The sequence below is a fragment of the Pseudonocardia sp. genome (assembly GCF_035305885.1).
In the GTDB taxonomy this organism is placed as follows: domain Bacteria; phylum Actinomycetota; class Actinomycetes; order Mycobacteriales; family Pseudonocardiaceae; genus Pseudonocardia.
In genome coordinates this window covers 1-19,478 of the sequence record NZ_DATGOP010000052.1, presented here as the reverse complement: position 1 = coordinate 19,478, position 19,478 = coordinate 1, and the positions used below count along the sequence as shown (strand labels likewise).

Genomic DNA, 19,478 nt, shown 5'->3' with positions numbered 1-19,478 from the left:
GACGGTGAGTGAGTACTTACCCACTCTAGTGGTGAGTGTTCACTAACCGAAGGAGGACGGCATGCGGATCACCGTGTTCGGCGCGACCGGGGGGACCGGGCGGCACGTCGTGCAACAGGCGCTCGACGCCGGGCACGAGGTCGTCGCGGTGGTCAGGGACCCCGCCCGGCTCGCCACCCCGCCCCGGGAGGGCCTGACCGTCCGCACCGCGCAGCTGGACGACCGGGCGGCCGTCCTGCGGGCGGTCGCGGACGCCGACGCCGTGGTCGACGCACTGGGGGCGCGCACGAGCGGGCCGACCACGTTCCGCGCCGACGCCGCGCGGGTCATCACGGCGGCCATGCGCGATGCGGGCGTGCGCAGGCTCGTGGCGGTGAGCGCGAGCGGCGCGCACCGCGACGGCGACGCCTGGCCGATCCGGGTGGTGGTCAAACCGCTGCTCGGCCTCGTGCTCCGCCACCAGTTCGCCGACATGCTGGCCATGGAGGAGGTGGTGCGCGGAAGCGGCCTCGACTGGACGATCGTGCTGCCCCCGCGGCTCACCGACCGGCCGGCCACCGGGCGGATCGCCCGCCGCGTCGGGGGCAACGTGCGGGGCTCCTACTCGATGACCCGCGCCGACCTCGCGACCGCCGTGCTGCAGGCCGTGACGGACGAGGGGGTGCGCAGCGCAGCGCTGTCGGTGGCGGCCGGCTGATCCCCGGCTCGCGGCCGCGACCACGCACCGGCACGATGTGGCCCCGACGGGTGACGATGATCGGGAGGGGCCGAGTGGTGGACGACGCCGCGGACGGGATGACCGGCCGCTACCTGCTGGTGCTGGACGACGACTTCCTCGACGACACCGACCGGGCCAGGGTGGCGGTGCAGGAGGTCTGCGGCGGCGAGCGGCCCGCGACCACCCGCGAGGGCGCCCCGGCACCGGGCCGCCCCCGGCTCTTCCCCGAGCTGGGCGTGGCCGTCGCGGAGCTGTCGCCGCAGCAGCTGGCGGCGGCGCGCGCGGACCGGCGGCTGCTGGGCGTGGAACCGGAGCGGGTGCGACACGCGATCGGGCTGTCGGAGGAGTACCTGCGCGGCTTCCGCGACGCCGCGCAGTTCCTGCACGCCCAGCTCACGGCGGGCGCGGTGGCGGCGGCCCAGTTCGGCGACACGGAAGAGCTGACCTGGGGCCTGCAGGCCACCGGCGTCGCGGAGTCCCCCGAGACCGGGGCCGGGATCGCGGTCGCGGTGCTCGACACCGGGCTCGACCTGGAGCACCCCGACTTCGCGGGCCGCGACGTCGAGACCCGGTCGTTCGTCGCCGGCCAGACCGTCCAGGACGCCCAGGGGCACGGCACCCACGTCGCCGGGACGGCCTGCGGCCCGCTCGCTCCATCGAGCGGGCGGCGTTACGGGGTCGCCCACGAGGCGCGCCTCATGGTCGGCAAGGTCCTCGGCGACGACGGCACCGGCACCGACGCCGACATCCTCGCGGGCATGAGCTGGGCGATCTCCTCCGGCGCCCAGATCATCTCGATGTCGCTCGGCGCCGACGTCCGGGCGGTCTCCACGGCCTACGAGACCGCGGGACGGCGCGCGCTGGCCGCGGGGACGCTCGTCATCGCCGCGGCGGGCAACAACGCCCGCCGCTCCGCGGGCAACCCCGGCTTCGTGGGGGTGCCCGCGAACAGCCCGTCGATCATGGCCGTCGGCGCGGTGGACCCCTCGCTCGCCGTCGCCGACTTCTCGGCCGCGAGCAGCACCGTCGACGGCGGGCAGGTCGACATCGCAGCACCGGGGGTCGACGTGCACTCGTCGTGGCCGCGGCCGCAGGTCACGCGGACGATCTCGGGCACCAGCATGGCCACCCCGCACGTCGCGGGCATCGCCGCGCTGTGGGCCCAGCGCACGGGCGCGCGGGGCCAGCAGCTGTGGGCGCAGCTGGTGCAGGCCGCGCAGCGGCTGCCGCTGCCGGCGAGCGACGTCGGCTCCGGACTGGTCCGCGCGCCCGGCGCCTGACACGCTGGTCACATGCCCGAGAAGGTCACGGTCTCCCTCGCGGACGACGCGGTCGCCCGCATCGACGAGGTCGTCGCCGCGCTGGAGCACGGCGGGCTGCGCGTCGAGCAGGTGCTGCGCGCGATCGGGGTGATCACGGGCTCGGTGGACACGGGGCGGGTGAAGGCGCTGGGCGACGTCGCGGGCGTCGTGGCGGTCGAGCCCGAGCGGACGGTGCGGCTGCCGCCGCCCGAGTCGGACGTGCAGTAACCCGGTCAGCGGGTGGCGGCCACCCGCTCCGCGGCCGTGCGCCCGGTGGCGATGCAGGCCGGCACGCCGACGCCGTGCAGCGCCGCCCCGGCCACCGCGAGGCCCGCGGGCAGGCCCTCCTCGATCGCGCGCACCCGCTCGAGGTGGCCCACGCCGTACTGCGGCAGCCCGCCACCCCAGCGCTGGACGTGCGTGGCCACCGGGGCGGCGGTGATCCCGGTGAGCGTCGCCAGGTCCGCCCGGGCGCGGGCGACCAGCTCGGCGTCGTCGACCTGGAGGGTCGTCGCCTCGCCGAAGCGGCCCAGCGACGCCCGCAGCCGCACCAGCCCGCCGTCGGCGAGGTGGGCCCACTTGGTCGAGGAGTGGGTGAACGCCTTGACCGACAGCGGTTCGTCGGCCGCGACGAGCACCCCCGAGGTGGGTGGGAGCGACGCGGCGTCCTCGGCCCGGTAGGCCAGCGCCACCACGACCGACGAGGCGAGCTCGATCTCCCCGGCGGCCTTGGCCGCGACGGGCGCCGCCGACGCCAGCAGCCGGGCCGCCGCGGGCGCGGGGACCGCGAGCACGACGGCGTCGACGTCGAGCGCCTCGGGCGCCGTGGTGGGCCCGAGCACGAGCCGCCAGCCGCCCTCGGTGCGGTGCAGCTCCCGCACGGTGGCCGACAGGCGCACCTCGGGCGCCGCGGCGCGCACGAGCGCGTCGAGCAGCACCCGGTAGCCACCGCGCACGGCCCCGAAGACGGGCCCGCCGGGCCTGGCCGAGTCGCCGCTCACGTCGCGGCTCGCGGACGGGGCGCGGGCACCGCCCGCAGCCCGGTCGGCGGCCGCGGTCAGCGAGGGCGCGCCCTCGTCGAGCGCCGCCGCCAGCGCGGGCACCGTGGCCCGCACGCCGAGCGCGTCGACGCGGCCGGCGTAGACGCCGCCGAGCAGCGGGTCGGCGAGCCGGTCGGCGACCTCGTCGCCCATCCGCGAGCGCAGCAGCGCGCCGAGCGCCACGTCCCCGCCGGGCTCCCAGGACAGCGGCCGCTGCGGCTCGGCGGCGACCGCGGCGAGACCCGCGGGCGACAGCAGCCCGTCGAGCCGCGCGGCGCTGGTCGGGACCCCCATGAGCGTGCCGGGCGGCAGCGGCCCCGTGCGGCCCGCGGCGCGGATGGACGCGGCGGCGGGGGTCGGGTGCACCAGCGCGTCGGCGAGCCCCAGCTCGGCGAGGAGGGCGGGCACCTCGGGCCTGCGGACCAGGAACGCCTCGGCCCCGACGTCGAACGGCGCACCGGCGAGGTCGACGGTGTGCAGCACTCCCCCGACCCGGTCCCGCTGCTCCAGGACCGTGATGCGGGCGGCCGGCCCCAGCAGGGTGCGCAGCCGGTGCGCCGCGGCGAGACCCGAGATCCCACCGCCGACCACGGCGACGCGGCTGGTCACGGCTCGAGCGTGTGCACCAGCTCGACGAGCCGGGTGAGGACGTCCGGGTCGGTGTCGGGGAGCACCCCGTGCCCGAGGTTGAACACGTGCCCCGGCGCGCGGCGACCCTCCGCGGCGACGCGGCGCGCCTCGGCCTCGACGGAGGCGGCGTCGGCGAACAGCACGGCGGGGTCGAGGTTGCCCTGCACCGCCACGCGCCCGCCGGTGCGGCGCGCCGCCTCGTCCAGCGGCACCCGCCAGTCGACGCCCACGACGTCGGCGCCCGCGTCGGCCATCGCGCCGAGCAGCTCGCCGGTGCCCACGCCGAAGTGGATGCGCGGCACCCCGGCGCCTGCGACGCTCTCGAGCACCCGCGCCGAGTGCGGCAGCACGTGGCGGCGGTAGTCGCGCTCGGACAGCGCCCCCGCCCACGAGTCGAACAGCTGGACCGCGTCGACCCCGGCCGCGACCTGCGCCCGCAGGAACGTCGAGGTGATCTCGGCGAGCCGGGACATGAGCGCGTGCCACACGTCCGGCGCCGAGAGCATCAAGGCCTTGGTGTGCTCGTGGTTGCGGCTCGGGCCGCCCTCCACGAGGTAGGACGCGAGCGTGAACGGGGCCCCGGCGAAACCGATCAACGGGGTGTCACCCAGCTCGGGGATGAGCAGCCCGATGGCGTCGGTGACCGGGGTGACCTGCTCGGGGTGCAGCGGCGGGATCCGCTCGACGTCGGCCATCGTGCGCACCGGGTGCGCCACCACGGGCCCGGTGCCCGCCACGATGTCCACGCCGACCCCGGCCACGTAGAGCGGCACGACGATGTCGGAGAACAGGATCGCGGCGTCGACCCCGTGCCTGCGCACCGGCTGGAGCGTGATCTCGCAGGTGAGGTCGGGGGTCAGGCAGGCCTGCAGCATCCCGGAGCCGGCCCGCAGGGCCCGGTACTCCGGCAGCGAGCGGCCGGCCTGGCGCATGAACCACACCGGTAGCCGCGACGGGCGCTCCCCGCGCGCTGCGGCGAGGAAGGGCGCCGCGGGCAGGTGCCGGCGGGGGTGCACGTCGGAGGCGGGCATGACGGTCATGGTCCTGCCATCCTCCCACGCCCCACCACGGCGTCACCGATCGGCGGTCGGCGTCCCACGGTCAGGTGGCGCCGAGTGCGGCGCGTCGCAGCTGCGGATCACCGAGAGCGACCTAAAGTCCACGCTCGTGTCCGACGCGCCCGCCCCACCACAGGAGTTCCAGCAGGCCGTCGCCTCGCTGCGCGCCGTGCGGCCGCGACCCGAACTCCTGCTCTCCCCGCTGGACGCGCCGCCGCGCCTCGCCCCGTACACGTGGGCGTTCAGCGTGGAGGCCGTGACCGAGGACGGCGACCCCTCGGAACCGGATACCAGCGGCCGGCTCATCCTCCTGCACGACCCCGCCGGACAGGACGCCTGGGAGGGCACCTTCCGGCTCGTCTGCTTCGTCCAGGCCCGCCTCGAACCCGAACAGCTCGGCGACGAGATGCTGCCGGTCGTCGGCTGGTCGTGGCTGACCGAGGCCCTGGAGGTCGCAGGCGCGGAGCACGTCGCCCTCGGCGGCACCGTCACCCAGACCTCGTCGGTGCGCTTCGGCGACATCGCGGGCCCCCGCCGCGACGACGACGTCGAGCTGCGCGCCTCCTGGACCCCGGTGGGCACCGACCTGTCGCGACACGCCGAGGCGTTCTGCGGCCTCGTGGCGTCCGCGGCCGGCCTCCCACCCGTCGGAGTGCTCCCGCTGGCAACTCGTCGAGGCTGATGCGAGACACGGTCTCGATCGGGTGATCCGGGGGCTCACCAGCGGGTACGATGCTCGGAGTGATCAAAATCCTCACCCGGACGAGTGGATCGGCATCGACAAGGCTGTAACTTTCACCCAGAGAAGTTCGATCCGATACACGACGTTAGACCGCTTGGGGGGCTACGCTTCCTCCACGACACCTCCTCGGGCGGTCGGGCGAGTAGTTCCATCCGACCGGGGGACTGGTGCCGGTCGGGGGGCAACGACCGACTCCAGGGAGGTAGTGACGTGGCCGTTGTCGGTCAGGGCACACCGGTGCGGGGCGCCTCTGGGCACCCCTCCACCCATGCTGTGCTGTCGCCCGCGATGGTCCCGCACCCGCGGGAAGAGCTGTTCTCGGTGCTGGTGGTCGACGACCACCCGCTCCTGCGCGAGGCGATCGCCGCGCGCCTGCGCTCGATGGGCGCGGGCACGGTGTACGAAGCCGCCTCGGTGGCGGAGGCGCGCGCACGTGCGCACGCCAACGGACCGTGCGATCTCGCCATCCTCGACCTGGGCCTGCCCGACGGCAGCGGGCTGGACCTGGTCACCGAGCTGCGATCGCTGGGGTGGAACCGCCTCGTCGTGCTCGCATCGTCCGACGACCCGTACGCGGTGCGCTCGGCGTTCCAGGCGGGCGCCCAGGCGTACCTGCTCAAGTCCGCGTCCGCGGCGATCGTCACCGACGGCGTCAAGCGGGTGCTGGACGGCGGCGTGTACGCCGACCCGACCGTCGCGCCGCTGCTCGCCACCGGTACCCGGGTACCGGGCACGGACAACACCCCGCGCGAGCTCTCCGCTCGCGAGGTGGAGGTCCTGCAGCTCGTGGCGGACGGGCAGTCCAACAAGGAGATCGGCGAGGCCCTGAGCCTGTCGGCGCTCACGGTGAAGAGCCACCTCTCGCGCATCGGGCGCAAGCTCGGCACCGGGGACCGCGCTCAGATGGTCGCGCTGGCGATGCGTGCCGGGGTCATCCGCTGACAGAAGAAGCACACGCAGGCGAAGACCCGGACGCACCGGGGCCGGTCCCGTTGCTGCGACCGGCCGATGGGCTGCCTCCGGTGGTCGCCGACCGCACCGCGCTCCACCGCACCGCCGCCGCCGTCGCGGACGGCAGCGGGCCCATCGCCGTCGACGCCGAACGGGCGTCCGGATTCCGGTACTCGCAGCGGGCCTACCTGGTCCAGTTGCGGCGCGCGGGCGCGGGCACGGCGCTGATCGACCCGATCCCGCTCGGCGGTGATCTCTCGGCGCTCGCGCCCGCCCTCACCGGGCCGGAGTGGGTGCTGCACGCCGCCAGCCAGGACCTGCCCTGCCTGGCGGAGGTGGGCCTCGCCCCGGCGAAGCTGTTCGACACGGAGCTGGCCGCCCGGCTCGCGGGGTTCCCGCGGGTCGGGCTCGGGCCGCTCGTGGAGCAGCTGCTGGGTCTGTCGTTGGAGAAGGGGCACGGCGCGGCCGACTGGTCGCGCCGGCCCCTGCCCGAGGACTGGCTGGTCTACGCCGCGCTCGACGTCGAGGTGCTCGTCGAGCTGCGCGACGTGCTCGCCAGGGAGCTGGCCGCGCAGGGCAAGCTCGAGTGGGCGCTGCAGGAGTTCGAGGCCGTCCGCACCGCCCCTCCGCCCGCGCCGCGGGCCGAGCCGTGGCGGCGGCTGTCGGGGGTGCACAAGCTGCGCAAGCCGAAGCTGCTCGCGGCCGCCCGCGCGCTGTGGGAGGCCCGGGACCGGCTCGCCGCCGAGCGGGACATCGCGCCCGGGCGGGTGCTCCCGGACAGCGCGATCGTCGCGGCCGCGGCCGCCCAGCCCGCCTCGGCGCAGGAGCTCGCGCGCATGCCGATCTTCCGCGGTCGTGCCCAGCGCCGGCTCACCTCGTACTGGTTCGCGGCGCTGGAGAAGGCGTACGCGCTCGACCCCTCCGAGTACCCGCGCAGCTCCCCGCCCGCTGACGGGCCTCCCCCGGTGTCGCGCTGGGGCGACCGCGACCCGGACGCCGCCACCCGCCTCGCCGCGGCGCGCGCCGCCGTGGCCGAGGTGGGCGAGGAGTGGAACGTCCCGGTGGAGAACCTGCTGCAGCCCGACCTGCTGCGCCGCCTGTGCTGGAACCCGCCAGAGGACGGCGACGTGCGCGCCGCCCTGCGCGCGGGCGGCGCCCGGGAGTGGCAGATCGAGCTGCTCGCCGACCGGCTGGAGAAGGCCCTCGCGGCCCGCTGAGGCCGGCGCCGCGCGCCCCAGCCTTCCGTCCCAGGCCCCAGCCCGTCAGGAATGTGGCTTTCCTGACGCCCAGCGTCATGAAAGTGGCTTTCCTGACATCACGCCGGCGCGCTAGCCCGCGGGCAGCTCCACCGTGACCGTGAGGCCGCCGCCGGGCACCGGCTCGGCCCGCACGCGGCCGCCGTGAGCCTGCACGACCGCCCGCACGATCGACAGCCCCAGCCCCGAGCCGGGCGTGTCCGCGGTGCGCGCCACGGGCCCGCGGCGGAAGGGCTCGAACAGCTCCGCCACGCGGTCACCGGGGATCTCGGCGCCGCTGGAGGACACCTGCAGCAGGGCCACCCCGTCGGCGGCGCGGGTGCACACCTCCACCCAGCCGCCCTGCACGTTGTGCCGGACCGCGTTCTCGACGAGGTTGCCCGCGACCCGCTCCAGCAGCACCGGGTCGCCCCGCGTGGGCGCCGAGGCCGTCTTGACCTGGATCCGCAGCCCGCGCCTGCCCGCCTCGGCCCGCACGGCGGCGAGCGCAGGCACCACGACCTCGGCGAGATCGACCGGGCTCACCTCACCCAGCTCCGCGCTCTCGGTGCGGGCCAGCAGCAGCAGGCCGGCGATGAGGTCGTCGGCGCGCCGGGTGGCCTCGCGCACGACGGACGCCATCCGGCGCAGCTCCTCGACGTCGGCGTCGGGGTCGGAGAGCGTGACGTCGACCTCGGTGCGCAGCACCGACAGGGGGGTACGCAGCTCGTGGCTGGCGTTGGCCACGAACCGGCGCTGGGCGTCGAACGCCGCCTGCAGGCGGTCGAGCATCGCGTCGAAGCCGGCCGCCAGCTCGGCGACCTCGCCCCGGGCGTCCTGCAGGCCGGTGCGGGTGTCCAGCGACTCGGCCGTGAGGCGTCGCGCGGTGGCCGTCACCGCGTGCAGCGGGCCGAGCACCCGCCCGACGAGCACCCACGACACCACCGCGGCGGCGGCGACCACGAGCGGGAACGCGATCAGGCCCGCCCGCAGCACGTCGGCCCGGGCCGCGGCGCCGATGGCCTCGTTGAGCCGCTCCGCGGGCACGGTGACGTCACCGACGCGGACCGTGGTGCCCGGCGGGAGCGACGGCACGCTGCGCGCCACCCCGCCGACGAGCAACCAGCCCAGCCACAGCAGCAGTGCGCTCACGAGGGCGACCACGCCCGTGCACACGAGGGTCAGGCGCGGCCGCAGGCCGAACCCGCGGCGCCGCGGGGGCGCGCGGGTGGGCTCGGGTGGGGGCGGCGCGGGTGGGATCGCCTGCGCAGGCGGCGGCCGGCCCGCGGTGCGGGTCGGTGACGGCGCGTGCTCGGCCACCTCGACGACCTATCCCGCGGCGGGCACCCGGTAGCCGGCCCCGACCACGGTCTCGATGACGCCGGGGTCGCCGAGCTTCTTGCGCAGCGTCATCACGGTGACCCGGACGGTGGTGGTGAAGGGGTCGGCGTTCTCGTCCCAGACCCGCTCGAGCAGCTCCTCGCTGCTCACCACGGCGCCGCGGGCGCCCATGAGGACCTCCAGCACCCCGAACTCCTTGCGGGTGAGCTCGATCTGCCGGTCCCCGCGGTGCACGGTGCGCCGCGCCGGGTCGAGCGCGACGTCACCCGCCACGAGCAGCGGCGGCACGGCCGGGGTGGCCCGGCGGCCCAGCGCTCGGCAGCGCGCCACGAGCTCGGGGAAGTCGAACGGCTTGGCGAGGTAGTCGTCGGCCCCGCGGGAGAGCCCGTCGACCTTGTCGGCGAGCGTGCCGCTCGCGGTCAGCATCAGCACCCGGGTGGTGGACTCGGACGCGACGATCTCCGCGCAGAGCCGGTCGCCGGACATGCCCGGCAGGTCGCGGTCCAGCACCACCACGTCGTAGCGGGTGACCAGAGCCTTCTCGTGGCCGGTGTCGCCGTCGTAGGCGACGTCGACGGCCATGCCCTCCCGGCGCAGGCCGCGCGCGACGGCGTCGGCCAGCGCCCGCTCGTCCTCCACGACCAGGACCCGCATCAGCGTGCCTCCTCCGACGGTGCGGGCTCGTCGGCCCCGGTGGTGGGCAGGGCCGCGGCCCACTCGGTGACGCGGCGCGCCACGTCCTGCGCGGTGAGCCCGACGGACTGCAGGACGTCGGCGCGGCTGCCGTGTTCGAGGAACCGCTGCGGGAGCGCGAGGTCGCGCAGCGGCACGTCGCACTCCGCGTCGCGCAGCGCCGCCCCGAGCGCCGAGCCGAACCCGCCGTGGCGACCGCAGTCGCTGACGGCGACGACCAGGCGGTGGCCGCGGGCGAGGTCGACCAGCGCATCCGGGATCGGGAGCACCCACCGCGGGTCGACCACGGTGACGGCGACGCCCTGCTGCTCCAGCCGCTTCGCCGCGGCGACGCCGAGCTCGCCGAACGCCCCCGCGCACACCAGCAGCACCGACGCCTCGTCGCCCGCGGGCTCGTGCAGCACGTCGACCCCGCCGACCCGGCGCAGCGCGGGCACCGACTCGATCACCGCGCCCTTCGGGAAGCGGATCGCGGTGGGGCCGTCCTCGATCGCGACGGCCTCGGCCAGCTCCTCCCGCAGCGTGTCGGCGTCCCGGGGCGCGGCCACCCGCATGCCGGGCACGATGCCGAGCAGCGACAGGTCCCACATCCCGTTGTGCGAAGGCCCGTCGTTGCCCGTGACGCCCGCACGGTCGAGCACCAGCGTGACGGGCTTGTCGTGCAGGGCCACGTCCATGAGCAGCTGGTCGAAGGCCCGGTTGAGGAACGTCGAGTAGACCGCGACGACCGGGTGCAGCCCGGCCATCGCCAGCCCCGCCGCCGAGGTGAGCGCGTGCTGCTCGGCGATGCCGACGTCGATGCAGCGGTCGGGGAACGCGCGCGCGAACGGGGCGAGGCCGGTGGGGCCGAGCATGGCCGCGGTGATCGCGACGATGTCGGGCCTGCGGGCGCCGAGCGCGACCATCTCCTCGGAGAAGATGCTCGTCCAGCCCACCGACGGCGGGCCGGTCGGCAGCCCGGTCTCCGGGTCGAACGCGGCCGGGCTGTGCATCTGCTCGGCCTCGTCGTTCTCCGCGGGCGGGTAGCCGCGGCCCTTCTGGGTGACGGCGTGGACGATGACCGGGCCGCCGAAGTGGCGGGCCCGGCGCAGGGCCGACTCCATCGCGGCGATGTCGTGGCCGTCGACCGGCCCGAAGTACTTGAGCCCCAGGTCGGAGAACAGCGCCTGCGGGCTCAGCGCGTCCTTCACCCCGGCCTTGAGCGCGTGCAGCCCGGCGTAGATCGGCGGGCCCACCACCGGCGTGCGCGACAGCGCCTGCTTGCCCGCCTCCAGCACCCGCTCGTAGCCGGGCTGCAGCCGCAGCGTCGCGAGCCGGTCGGCGAGGCCGCCGATCGTCGGGGCGTACGAGCGCCCGTTGTCGTTGACGACGATGACGACGTTGCGGTCCTTGCCCGCGGCGATGTTGTTGAGCGCCTCCCAGGCCATCCCGCCGGTGAGCGCGCCGTCGCCGATCACCGCGACGACGTGGCGGTCCTGGCCGGTGAGCGCGTAGCCGCGGGCGAGGCCGTCGGCCCACGACAGCGACGTGGAGGCGTGGCTGTTCTCGACGTGGTCGTGCTCGCTCTCGGCGCGGCACGGGTAGCCGGACAGCCCGCCGGTCTTCTTGAGCCGGTCCCAGCCGTCCTGGCGGCCGGTCAGCATCTTGTGGACGTACGCCTGGTGACCGGTGTCCCAGATCAGGGTGTCGCGGGGCGAGTCGAAGACCCTGTGCAGCGCGATGGTCAGCTCGACGACACCCAGGTTCGGCCCGAGGTGCCCGCCGGTGCGCGAGACCGACGCCACCAGCTCCTTCCGGATCTCCGCGGCGAGCGCCGGGAGCTGATCGGCTCGGAGCCGTTTCAGGTCGGCCGGGCCACGGACGGATCGCAACACGGTCACCCGGCCAGCTTACGGAAGAGCACCGGTTCCGCGTGGCCGCACGCCCCGCGGCGCTCCCTAACCCGTCGCGGTGCGCGGCGCCGGGATCTGCACCGGCCCCGGGAGCCGCACCAGGTTGCGCCCGTCGCGCTTGGCCGCGTACAGGTTCGCGTCGGCGACCTTGAGCACCTGTTCGAGGGTCGCGCCGTCGGTGGGCACGGCGGCGCCGCCCACCGAGACGCTGAGGCCTGTGATCGTGAGATCACCGTCGGGCGTGCACACCGGGACGTCGAGCTCGGACACGAGCCGGCGCAGCCGCTCGGCCACCGCGCGGACCTCGGCGCGGCCGAGCGCGCCCTGCGGTAGGTCGGCGAGCAGCACGACGAACTCCTCGCCGCCGAACCGGCCGACGATGTCGCCCTCGCGCACGCCCGCGCGCAGCTCGGCGGCGACGGCGGCCAGCACGTCGTCGCCCGCGAGGTGGCCGTGGGCGTCGTTGACCAGCTTGAAGTGGTCCAGGTCGAGGATCAGCACGGCCGCGGTGCCGCGGCCGCGCTGGGCCCGCTGCACCGCCCGGCCCGCCTCGGCCTGCCAGGCGGCCGAGTTGAGCAGGCCCGTCTTCGCGTCCGTGCTCGCCGCCTCCTCGAGGTGGCGCACCAGCACGGCACGGTGCAGCACGAGGATCGGCGGGAGCACGAGCGCCACCAGCCACGGCGTCGCCCCGATCGCGACCGCGGCGAGCCCGCCCATGCACAGGGTGGCCACCTCGAGCGCGTTGTCGTCCAGCCGCCCGACCAGCGCGCGCACGCCCCGCCACTCGCTGGTGAGCGCGATGACGCCGGCGACCAGCAGCGTGTTCACCACGACGTAGAGCAGCACGGCCACGGCGATGCCCGCCACGCCCGCGACGTCGTCCGGGCCGTCGGGCAGTCCGCCCGCCCACTCGACGCCCGCGTGCGCCGCGCCGGCGGCGAGCACGACGGTGGCGGTCGTGTAGACGTGGCGGTGCAGCGGCACCTTCGCCGGCCGCCACACCCGGTGCCACAGGTGCAGGTACACGGCCCCGATCACCGCCGCCGCGAGCGCGGGCGGCAGCAGCAGGGCTGCGGCGAAGGTCCAGACGGAGCTGAGATCGAAGTAGGAGGTCTCGGCGGCCCGGCGGCGGATCCGCTCGATACCGGTGGCGAGCTCGGTGTGCACCACGCTGAGCAGCGTCAGGAACGCGGCGAGCCCGAACACCTCGCCGGTGAACGCCTCGGGGGCGGCCAGGCCGAGGTGGGTGATCACCATGGCGAGCGCGCCCGCCTCCACGACGAGCACGAGCACGACCGCCCGGGTGGGCAGCCGCCACAGCTCCCATCCCGCCGGTTCGGGGCGCCGCGCCGGGCTGTGCGAGTGCGCCAACTCCTCCACGCCCGCCCCCTCCCCGTACCGCGGTGCCTGACGGCGAGGCTAGTGAGGCGGCACCGGCGTGTCAGGAGGACTGCGATGACACATCGGGGTGGTCCTCGACCACGCCTTCGTCACTCTCCGTCAACGATCCAGCCACTGCCCGGAGTCTGCTCCCCTCCGCGGCGCGACCCGACGGGCGACCCCGACGACGGCGGGGTGCCGGTGCGCACCACGTTGCGCCCCGCCCGCTTGGCCGCGTACAGCGCGGTGTCGGCGACCTGGAGCAACGTGCGCAGGTCGGCGCCCTCGGCGGGGGCGGACGCGACCCCGATCGAGACGGTGAGCCCCGAGATGGTGAGCGGGCCGTCCGGCGTGGGGATCTCCACCCGCAGGTTGGACACCCGGTTGCGGATGCGCTCGGCCACCGCCTCCAGCTCGGACGGGGCGCCCGCCGGGCCGGCGAGCAGCACCACGAACTCCTCGCCGCCGAACCGCCCGACGAGGTCGCTCTCGCGGACCTCGGCGCGCACCGCGCCGGCCACCGCCGCGAGCACCTGGTCGCCTGCGATGTGGCCGTGCGTGTCGTTGACCGCCTTGAAGTGGTCGAGGTCGAGCACGAGGACCCCGCGCGGGCCGTCGGCCGGGCTGCTGCGCTGCAGCAGCCGCTCGGCCTGCGCGTGCCAGGCCACGGCATTGAGCAGGCCGGTCTTGCCGTCGATGTTGGCCGCCTCCTCCAGGTGGCGCACCAGCACCGCGCGGTGCAGCACCACGAGCGGCAGGAGGGCGAGCAGCACCAGCCACGGGTTGACGACCAGCGCCACCGCGGTGAGCCCGCCGAGGGAGAGGGTGGCGAACTCCAGCAGGTTGTCGTCCCAGCGGCCGAGGACCCGGGCGAGGTCCGGTTGCGGGGCGCTCATCGCGATGGCGCCCGCGACCAGCCCGGTGTTGATCGTGGTGTAGACCAGCAGCGCGAGCACGATGCCCGGGATCCCGACGGCCGTGAGCGGCCGCGGCCCCGAGCCCAGCAGCGCGACGACCGCGCCGGCGCCGAGGCAGGCCAACACGATCGTGGCGGCGCTGTAGACGCTGCGGTAGAGCGGCACGCGGGGCCGCCCGGTGCGCGCCCACACGTGCAGGTGCACCACGACCGCCACCGCGGCCGCGCACGCGGGCGGCAGCACGAGCGCGCCCGCGAACGTCCACACGGAGCTCAGGTTGGCGTGGTTGCCGACCATCACGCGCCTGCGCAGCCGCTCGACCCCGATCGCGATCTCGGTGTGCAGGACCCCCAGCCCGCCGAGCAGCGCCGCGTGCGCCAGCTGGAGCGGTTCCGGGGCCGGCAGCCGCGCGGCCGCGGCGATCACGAGGCCGAGCGCCGTGGCCTCGACGACGAGCACCGACACCGCGAGCCGCTGCGGCAGCTCCCACAGGGGCCACCGCCGGACCGCCCACGCGCGGACCGCTCGGGCCGGCGGGCGGGCCCTGTGGGGATCTGCGGTCATCAGCGCTCTCGGTCGGTCCCTGGCCGTCGAGCACTGAGCGTAGTGGAGGACCCTCGTGATGTCACCCGTGTGGGGCGTCAACCGATACACGCGGTGACGCAGCGAGACGAGTCGGCGGCGCGGAGCACGCTCGTCGGCCGCCGCCACACCTGAATGCCGTACCGCCCGCGACACCCGACCACCCTCCGCGCCCGCCTGTCGGGCCCGCGGCTCCCCCGCCGTTCCGGCAGGCCTTGGGACACGAACCGGATCGGGAAGGAGGCACGCGATGCGCAACCGCGACTGGACCTGAGGGCCCGGCCCCGACACCGCCCACGACGACGGGAGGAGGAGCCACCATGCGCAACCGCGACTGGACCTGAAACGGGCGAGCGGCTCGCCCGTCCCGGCGGTCGCCGGGTGCGGTCGCGGAGCGTCCGCGCCGCGGACCGCACCCGGCGATCAGTCCGTCGCGGGCGTCCGCAGGCCGGGACCCGCGTCGACGGACGGCACGGACACCGCCCGCGCCGATGGGGTCGGCGCCGCGGGGGTCGGCGAGGCGGAGGGCGGCATCGGCGCCACCGCGATCCGCACCGTGTTGCGCCCGGCCCGCTTGGCCTCGTAGAGGGCCGCGTCCGCGGTCTGCAGGAGCGTGTCCAGGTCGGCGCCGCCGGCCGGGGCGACCGCGCCGCCGACCGAGACGGTCAGGCCGCAGATCGCGACCTCGCCGTCCCGCGTCGGGATGTGCAGCTGCAGCTCGGCCACGTGGGTGCGGATCCGCTCGGCCACCACCTCGAGCTCGACGCACTCGAGCGCGACCGACCGGCTCACCGGCCCGGCCCGCCGGGGCAGCACCGCGAACTCCTCGCCGCCCAGCCTGCCGACGAGGTCGTGGGCCCGCACCACCCGGCGCAGCGCCTCGGCCACCGCGGTCAGCACGTGGTCGCCGACGGCGTGCCCGTGGGTGTCGTTGACCGCCTTGAAGTGGTCGAGGTCGAGGATCAGCACCCCGCCCGCGCGCTCGGGGCCGTCGGCGCCCGCGATGGCCCGCTCCGCCGCGGCGACCCAGGTGGCGGCGTTGAGCAGCCCGGTCTTGCCGTCGGTCATGGCCGCGGCCTCGAGCGGCCGGATCAGCGCGGCCCGCAGCACGACGTGCAGCGGGAGCACCATGAGCACCAGCAGCACGGGGTTGAGGGAGAGGGCGATCGCGATCAGCGCGCCCATGCAGAGCATCCCGAGCTCGAGGAGGTTGTCCTCCGGGGGCCCGAACAGCGTGGCGAGCCCGGCGCGCGGGGTGCTCATGGCCACGACCCCGGCGACGAGTCCCGAGTTGACGACGACGTACAGGGCGATGGCGACCAGCACCAGCCACAGCGGCTCCTGCTGCGGGCCGACCACCTCGAGCAGCGCACCCACCGCGAGGCAGGCGAGCACCACGGTGGCGACGCTGAACAGCTGCCGGTAGAGCGGCACCCAGTGCCGCCACGCCCGCGACCACAGGTGCAGCAGGACAACCGCCGCCACGACGGCGGCGTGGGTGCCGGGCAGGACCAGCGCCGCCGCGAACGTCCACACCGAGCTCAGGTCGACGTGCGACGCCCCGCTGAGCCGGCGCCGCTCCCGCTCCACCCCGGCGGCCATCTCGTTGTGGGCGATCCCCAGCGCGCACAGCACCACGCCGACCCAGAGGTCACCCGCGGTGGGGAGCGGGCCCGCCGCGAAGCCCGCGACGAGGAGCACCGCCGCGACCGCCTCGACCGCCAGCACGGCGGCCAGCAACAACCGGGGCAACCGCCACAGCGGCCAACGGGACACGGCCGAACGGTTCGGCCGCGCCGGTGGACCGGGAAGGGGTCGTCGCTCCGGCGCCATCGTGCTCCCGCGGTGTGTCGGCGGCAGTACGGAGCGTAGTGGATCCGCACAAGAGGGGGACGACCTTTCGGTCACTCCCCCGCGTTGGTGTGCAGGGCGGGCGGCTCGGCCGCATCCGCCCCGTCCGCCCGCGCGTTGACCGGCAGCAACGCGGGCCTGCCGATCGACGTGGTGCCCATCCGCACGGCGTTGCGCCCCGCGTGCTTCGCCGCGTACAGCGCGCGGTCGGCCACCTCGAGGAGGTCCCGCAGCTCGGCGCCGCCATCGGGCATGACCGCGCAGCCGACCGACACGCTCAGCCCGCGGACCGTCAGCGGCCCGTCCGGGGTGGGGATCTCGACGCGCAGGTCGGCGACGCGGCGCCGGATCCGCTCGGCCACCGCTTCGAGCTCGGCCGGTCCCCTGCCCCCGAGCCCGGCGAGCATCACCACGAACTCCTCGCCGCCGAACCGCCCGACGAGGTCGCGCTCCCTGACCTCGTCGCGCAGCACCTCGGCCACCGCGGTGAGCACGCGGTCGCCCGCGAGGTGCCCGTGGGTGTCGTTGACGGCCTTGAAGTGGTCGAGGTCGAGCACCAGGACCCCGGGCGGCCCGTCGCGGCGCTTGGCCCGCTGCAGGGCTCGTTCGGCCTGCACGTGCCACGCGGCGGCGTTGAGCAGTCCGGTCTTGCCGTCGAGGCTCGCCGCCTCCTCCAGCTGCCGGACCAGCACCGCGCGGTGCAGCACGAGCAGCGGGGGCAGGCAGAACAGCGCGAGCCACGGGTTCGTCAGGTAGGCGACCGCGACCAGCGCGCCGAGCGAGAGCGTCGCGATCTCGAGGAGGTTCTCGCTCCAGACACCGACCATCTGCGACAGCCGCGCGTTCGGCGTGCTCACCGCGATCGCGCCCGCGACCAGCGCGCTGTTGATGGTCAGGAACGCGAGCATGCCGAAGAGCAGCACCAGCACGGCGCGCGAGTCGTACAGGTCGAGCCGTTGCTGCTCGAAGACGTAGCGCATCAGCGACGACGCGGCGAACGCCGAGATCATCATCGTGGCGCTGTTGAACACCTGGCGGTACAGCGGCGCTCTTCGATACGCAGCGCGGTACCAGATGTGGGAGTGCACGAGGACCGTCACCGCGGCCGCGTAGCCGGGCGGCAGCAGGACCGCGGCCATGAAGAACCAGACCGACCCGAGGTCGACGTGCAGTTCCTCGCCGGTGATCCGGCGTCTCATCCGCTCGACGTCGCGGGCGATTTCGGTGTGCACCACGCCGAGGACGCAGATGAGGACGACGGTGCGCAGGTCGCGGGATTCCGGCTGCACGGTCAGCAGCCCGTAGAGCATCAGCGCGAGCGCGGTGAGCTCCACGGTGAAGACGGGAGCGACGAGCCTGCGCGGGACCTCCCACAGGTCCCAGCCGGCGACCCAGCCCCGGATGCGGGCGCTGGGTCCGCGCCCTCCCGGGCGCACTCCGGGTTCTGCTGACATACGTACTTCCGCTCGACGCTGGAGGCCTGAACCTAGTACAGCCCGGCTCGGGTGTCAGCCTTCGTGTTCGCTGCGTCACCGCGGCGTCGCGGAGCGCTCCGTCACACCGCCGAACGGGCGTACGGCGTGGTCCGTACGGAGCTATCGCCGCCGCGCAGAACGTGCAAGCGCGCCGAGAACGGCGACCATCCCAGGTCAGGCATGCGACCGTGATTGGCGCTCGAGCCGGCCCGAGGTGCCGACGCGCAGCCCCCACCCCAACTCCACGCACAGAAGGGAACCCCCATGCGCGGCAAGAACTGGTGACCCAACCCACCACCCCACACCACCCACAGAAAGGAACCCCCATGCGCGGCAAGAACTGGTGACGCTGCGGCGTCTTCCAGGCCGGCGGCCCTAGTACTGCAACGGCACGTTGGCGTGTCGTGAGAAGCTGAGGCCTGTCGGGCGGTGATGATCACCGCGTGGTGGATCTTGCTGGGTGGGTCGCGTCGTTGGATGCGGTGGTGGAGCTGATCGCCGGGCGGTTCGGTCGGGTCGAGCCGCGCCGGCGGGTCGGGGCCTACCTGCGTGGTCTGCTGGCCGGTCTGGAGCGCAAGAACGGCTGGACGTTGGCCGAGCACGCCGGGGCGGTGTCGCCCGACGGGATGCAGCGGCTGTTGCGCACCGCCGGGTGGGACGTCGACGGGGTGCGCGATGACCTGCGCGGCTACGTGCTCGACGCGCTCGGGGATCCGGCCGGGGTGTTTGTGATCGACGAGACCGGGTTCATCAAGAAGGGGCGCCGCTCGGCCGGGGTGCAGCGCCAGTACACAGGCACCACCGGGAAGATCGATAACTGTCAGCTGGGGGTGTTCCTGGCCTACGCGAGCCCGCGCGGGCGGGCGTTGATCGACCGGGAGCTCTACCTGCCCAAGTCCTGGACCGGCGACCGCGATCGCTGCGAGAGGGCGGGCGTGCCGGACGAGGTCGAGTTCGCCACGAAGCCGGAGCAGGGCCTGGCCATGCTTGAACGTGCGCACGCCGCCGGGGTGCTTCACGGGTGGGTGAGCGCGGACGAGGCCTACGGGCAGAACCGCGGGTTCCGCGACTGGTTGGCCGCCCGCGGGGTGCCGTTCGTGCTGGCCACTCGCAGCGACGATCTGCTGACCTGCCCCGACGGGCGCCGCCACGAGGCCAAGGCTCTCGCTGCCCTGGTCGAGCCGGGCGTGTGGGAGCGGCGCTCGGCCGGGCGAGGTGCGCACGGTGAACGGCTCTACGACTGGACCGTGCTCGCCCTGGCCGGCACCGGCCTGCCGGCCGGGTGGGGGCACTGGCTGCTGGTCCGCCGCCAGATCAACCCACCCCCCGGGAAGGCCCTTGAGCTGGCGTTCTACCGCTGCGCCGGGCCGGCCACGACCCCGGTCCCCGAGCTGGTCCGGGTCGCCGGCGCCCGGTGGGCGATCGAGGAGTGCTTCCAGACCGCGAAGAACGAAGCCGGGCTCGACCAGTACCAGGTCCGCGACTACCGAGCCTGGTACGCCCACATCACGCTGTCCATGCTGGCCGCGGCCTACCTCGCCGCCACCCGCGCCGCCGAACACCAACGAGCGGCGGAAAAGGGGGACCCACAGCCGGCCGGACAGGCGGCGGCGACGACCGGATCCCGTTGAGCAGCAACGAGATCCGCCACCTGCTCGCCACCCTCGTCCTC

At 75.1% G+C, this 19,478-nt stretch carries 16 protein-coding genes; 7 read left to right on the top strand and 9 right to left on the bottom strand.

The features are described 5' to 3' along the window. The first annotated feature begins 61 nt into the window (after nucleotides 1–61). The 3 genes from VKZ81_RS09820 (at nucleotide 62) to VKZ81_RS09810 (ending at nucleotide 2,247) form a co-directional block, all read left to right on the top strand. Nucleotides 62–697 carry an NAD(P)-dependent oxidoreductase gene (locus tag VKZ81_RS09820; RefSeq protein WP_324241155.1) on the top strand — a complete coding sequence of 212 codons (636 nt, stop codon included), beginning with the start codon at nucleotides 62–64 and terminating at the stop codon, nucleotides 695–697. 77 nt (nucleotides 698–774) lie between these two features. Next, nucleotides 775–1,998 carry a S8 family serine peptidase gene (locus VKZ81_RS09815; RefSeq protein ID WP_324241154.1) on the top strand — a complete coding sequence of 408 codons (1,224 nt, stop codon included), beginning with the start codon at nucleotides 775–777 and terminating at the stop codon, nucleotides 1,996–1,998. 12 nt (nucleotides 1,999–2,010) lie between these two features. Beyond that, a complete protein-coding gene (locus tag VKZ81_RS09810) occupies nucleotides 2,011–2,247 on the top strand; it encodes a hypothetical protein (RefSeq protein WP_324241153.1) in 237 nt (78 codons plus the stop codon). A 5-nt stretch (nucleotides 2,248–2,252) separates the two neighbouring features. Here VKZ81_RS09810 and hemG read toward each other — a convergent pair whose 3' ends face one another. Further along, entirely contained in the window at nucleotides 2,253–3,668 is a 1,416-nt protein-coding gene (gene hemG / locus VKZ81_RS09805; RefSeq protein ID WP_324241152.1) for a protoporphyrinogen oxidase, read from the bottom strand. Beyond that, the gene (gene hemE, locus VKZ81_RS09800) at nucleotides 3,665–4,729 is read right to left on the bottom strand and encodes a uroporphyrinogen decarboxylase (RefSeq protein WP_324241151.1); all 1,065 of its coding nucleotides are present in this window, start codon (nucleotides 4,727–4,729) and stop codon (nucleotides 3,665–3,667) included. Before hemE ends, hemG begins: the two co-directional genes overlap by 4 nt. Nucleotides 4,730–4,856: 127 nt before the next feature. On the opposite strand from hemE, the gene VKZ81_RS09795 reads away from it, so the two are divergent. From VKZ81_RS09795 to VKZ81_RS09785, 3 genes are all read left to right on the top strand, one after another. Beyond that, a complete protein-coding gene (locus tag VKZ81_RS09795; protein WP_324241150.1) occupies nucleotides 4,857–5,429 on the top strand; it encodes a DUF3000 domain-containing protein in 573 nt (190 codons plus the stop codon). Nucleotides 5,430–5,777: 348 nt separating this feature from the next. Then, nucleotides 5,778–6,431: a LuxR C-terminal-related transcriptional regulator gene (locus VKZ81_RS09790; RefSeq protein ID WP_075949948.1), complete on the top strand. Its 654-nt coding sequence runs from the start codon at nucleotides 5,778–5,780 to the stop codon at nucleotides 6,429–6,431. Nucleotides 6,432–6,511: 80 nt separating this feature from the next. After that, complete coding sequence (locus VKZ81_RS09785) at nucleotides 6,512–7,657, top strand: HRDC domain-containing protein (RefSeq protein WP_491723615.1); 1,146 nt, start codon at nucleotides 6,512–6,514, stop codon at nucleotides 7,655–7,657. A gap of 111 nt (nucleotides 7,658–7,768) precedes the next feature. Here VKZ81_RS09785 and VKZ81_RS09780 read toward each other — a convergent pair whose 3' ends face one another. From VKZ81_RS09780 to VKZ81_RS09750, 7 genes are all read right to left on the bottom strand, one after another. Further along, on the bottom strand, nucleotides 7,769–8,872 hold the full coding sequence (locus tag VKZ81_RS09780; protein ID WP_324241206.1) for a sensor histidine kinase: 1,104 nt from the start codon (nucleotides 8,870–8,872) through the stop codon (nucleotides 7,769–7,771). A gap of 132 nt (nucleotides 8,873–9,004) precedes the next feature. Next, complete coding sequence (locus VKZ81_RS09775) at nucleotides 9,005–9,670, bottom strand: response regulator transcription factor (protein ID WP_324241149.1); 666 nt, start codon at nucleotides 9,668–9,670, stop codon at nucleotides 9,005–9,007. Further along, nucleotides 9,670–11,589: a 1-deoxy-D-xylulose-5-phosphate synthase gene (gene dxs / locus VKZ81_RS09770; protein ID WP_324241148.1), complete on the bottom strand. Its 1,920-nt coding sequence runs from the start codon at nucleotides 11,587–11,589 to the stop codon at nucleotides 9,670–9,672. The genes VKZ81_RS09775 and dxs overlap by 1 nt, the downstream gene beginning before the upstream one ends. A gap of 57 nt (nucleotides 11,590–11,646) precedes the next feature. After that, a complete protein-coding gene (locus tag VKZ81_RS09765) occupies nucleotides 11,647–12,981 on the bottom strand; it encodes a GGDEF domain-containing protein (protein ID WP_324241147.1) in 1,335 nt (444 codons plus the stop codon). Between the two features lie 110 nt (nucleotides 12,982–13,091). After that, nucleotides 13,092–14,462 (bottom strand): GGDEF domain-containing protein, encoded by a 1,371-nt coding sequence (locus VKZ81_RS09760; RefSeq protein WP_324241146.1) that lies wholly within the window; start codon nucleotides 14,460–14,462, stop codon nucleotides 13,092–13,094. Between the two features lie 441 nt (nucleotides 14,463–14,903). Next, nucleotides 14,904–16,256: a GGDEF domain-containing protein gene (locus tag VKZ81_RS09755; RefSeq protein ID WP_324241145.1), complete on the bottom strand. Its 1,353-nt coding sequence runs from the start codon at nucleotides 16,254–16,256 to the stop codon at nucleotides 14,904–14,906. Between the two features lie 128 nt (nucleotides 16,257–16,384). Further along, nucleotides 16,385–17,785, bottom strand: a complete 1,401-nt coding sequence (locus VKZ81_RS09750; protein WP_324241144.1) for a GGDEF domain-containing protein — start codon at nucleotides 17,783–17,785, stop codon at nucleotides 16,385–16,387. Nucleotides 17,786–18,249: 464 nt separating this feature from the next. On the opposite strand from VKZ81_RS09750, the gene VKZ81_RS09745 reads away from it, so the two are divergent. After that, complete coding sequence (locus VKZ81_RS09745; protein WP_324241143.1) at nucleotides 18,250–19,437, top strand: IS701 family transposase; 1,188 nt, start codon at nucleotides 18,250–18,252, stop codon at nucleotides 19,435–19,437. Nucleotides 19,438–19,478 lie beyond the last annotated feature (41 nt).

What these genes read in the sequence shown, in the direction of transcription:
- VKZ81_RS09760 (WP_324241146.1), bottom strand. Translation starts at nt 14,462, where the DNA reads ATGACCGCAGATCCCCACAGGGCCCGCCCGCCGGCCCGAGCGGTCCGC.
- VKZ81_RS09750 (WP_324241144.1), bottom strand. Translation starts at nt 17,785, where the DNA reads ATGTCAGCAGAACCCGGAGTGCGCCCGGGAGGGCGCGGACCCAGCGCC.
- hemE (WP_324241151.1), bottom strand. Translation starts at nt 4,729, where the DNA reads ATGACCGTCATGCCCGCCTCCGACGTGCACCCCCGCCGGCACCTGCCC.
- VKZ81_RS09820 (WP_324241155.1), top strand. Translation starts at nt 62, where the DNA reads ATGCGGATCACCGTGTTCGGCGCGACCGGGGGGACCGGGCGGCACGTC.
- VKZ81_RS09775 (WP_324241149.1), bottom strand. Translation starts at nt 9,670, where the DNA reads ATGCGGGTCCTGGTCGTGGAGGACGAGCGGGCGCTGGCCGACGCCGTC.
- VKZ81_RS09810 (WP_324241153.1), top strand. Translation starts at nt 2,011, where the DNA reads ATGCCCGAGAAGGTCACGGTCTCCCTCGCGGACGACGCGGTCGCCCGC.
- VKZ81_RS09790 (WP_075949948.1), top strand. Translation starts at nt 5,778, where the DNA reads ATGGTCCCGCACCCGCGGGAAGAGCTGTTCTCGGTGCTGGTGGTCGAC.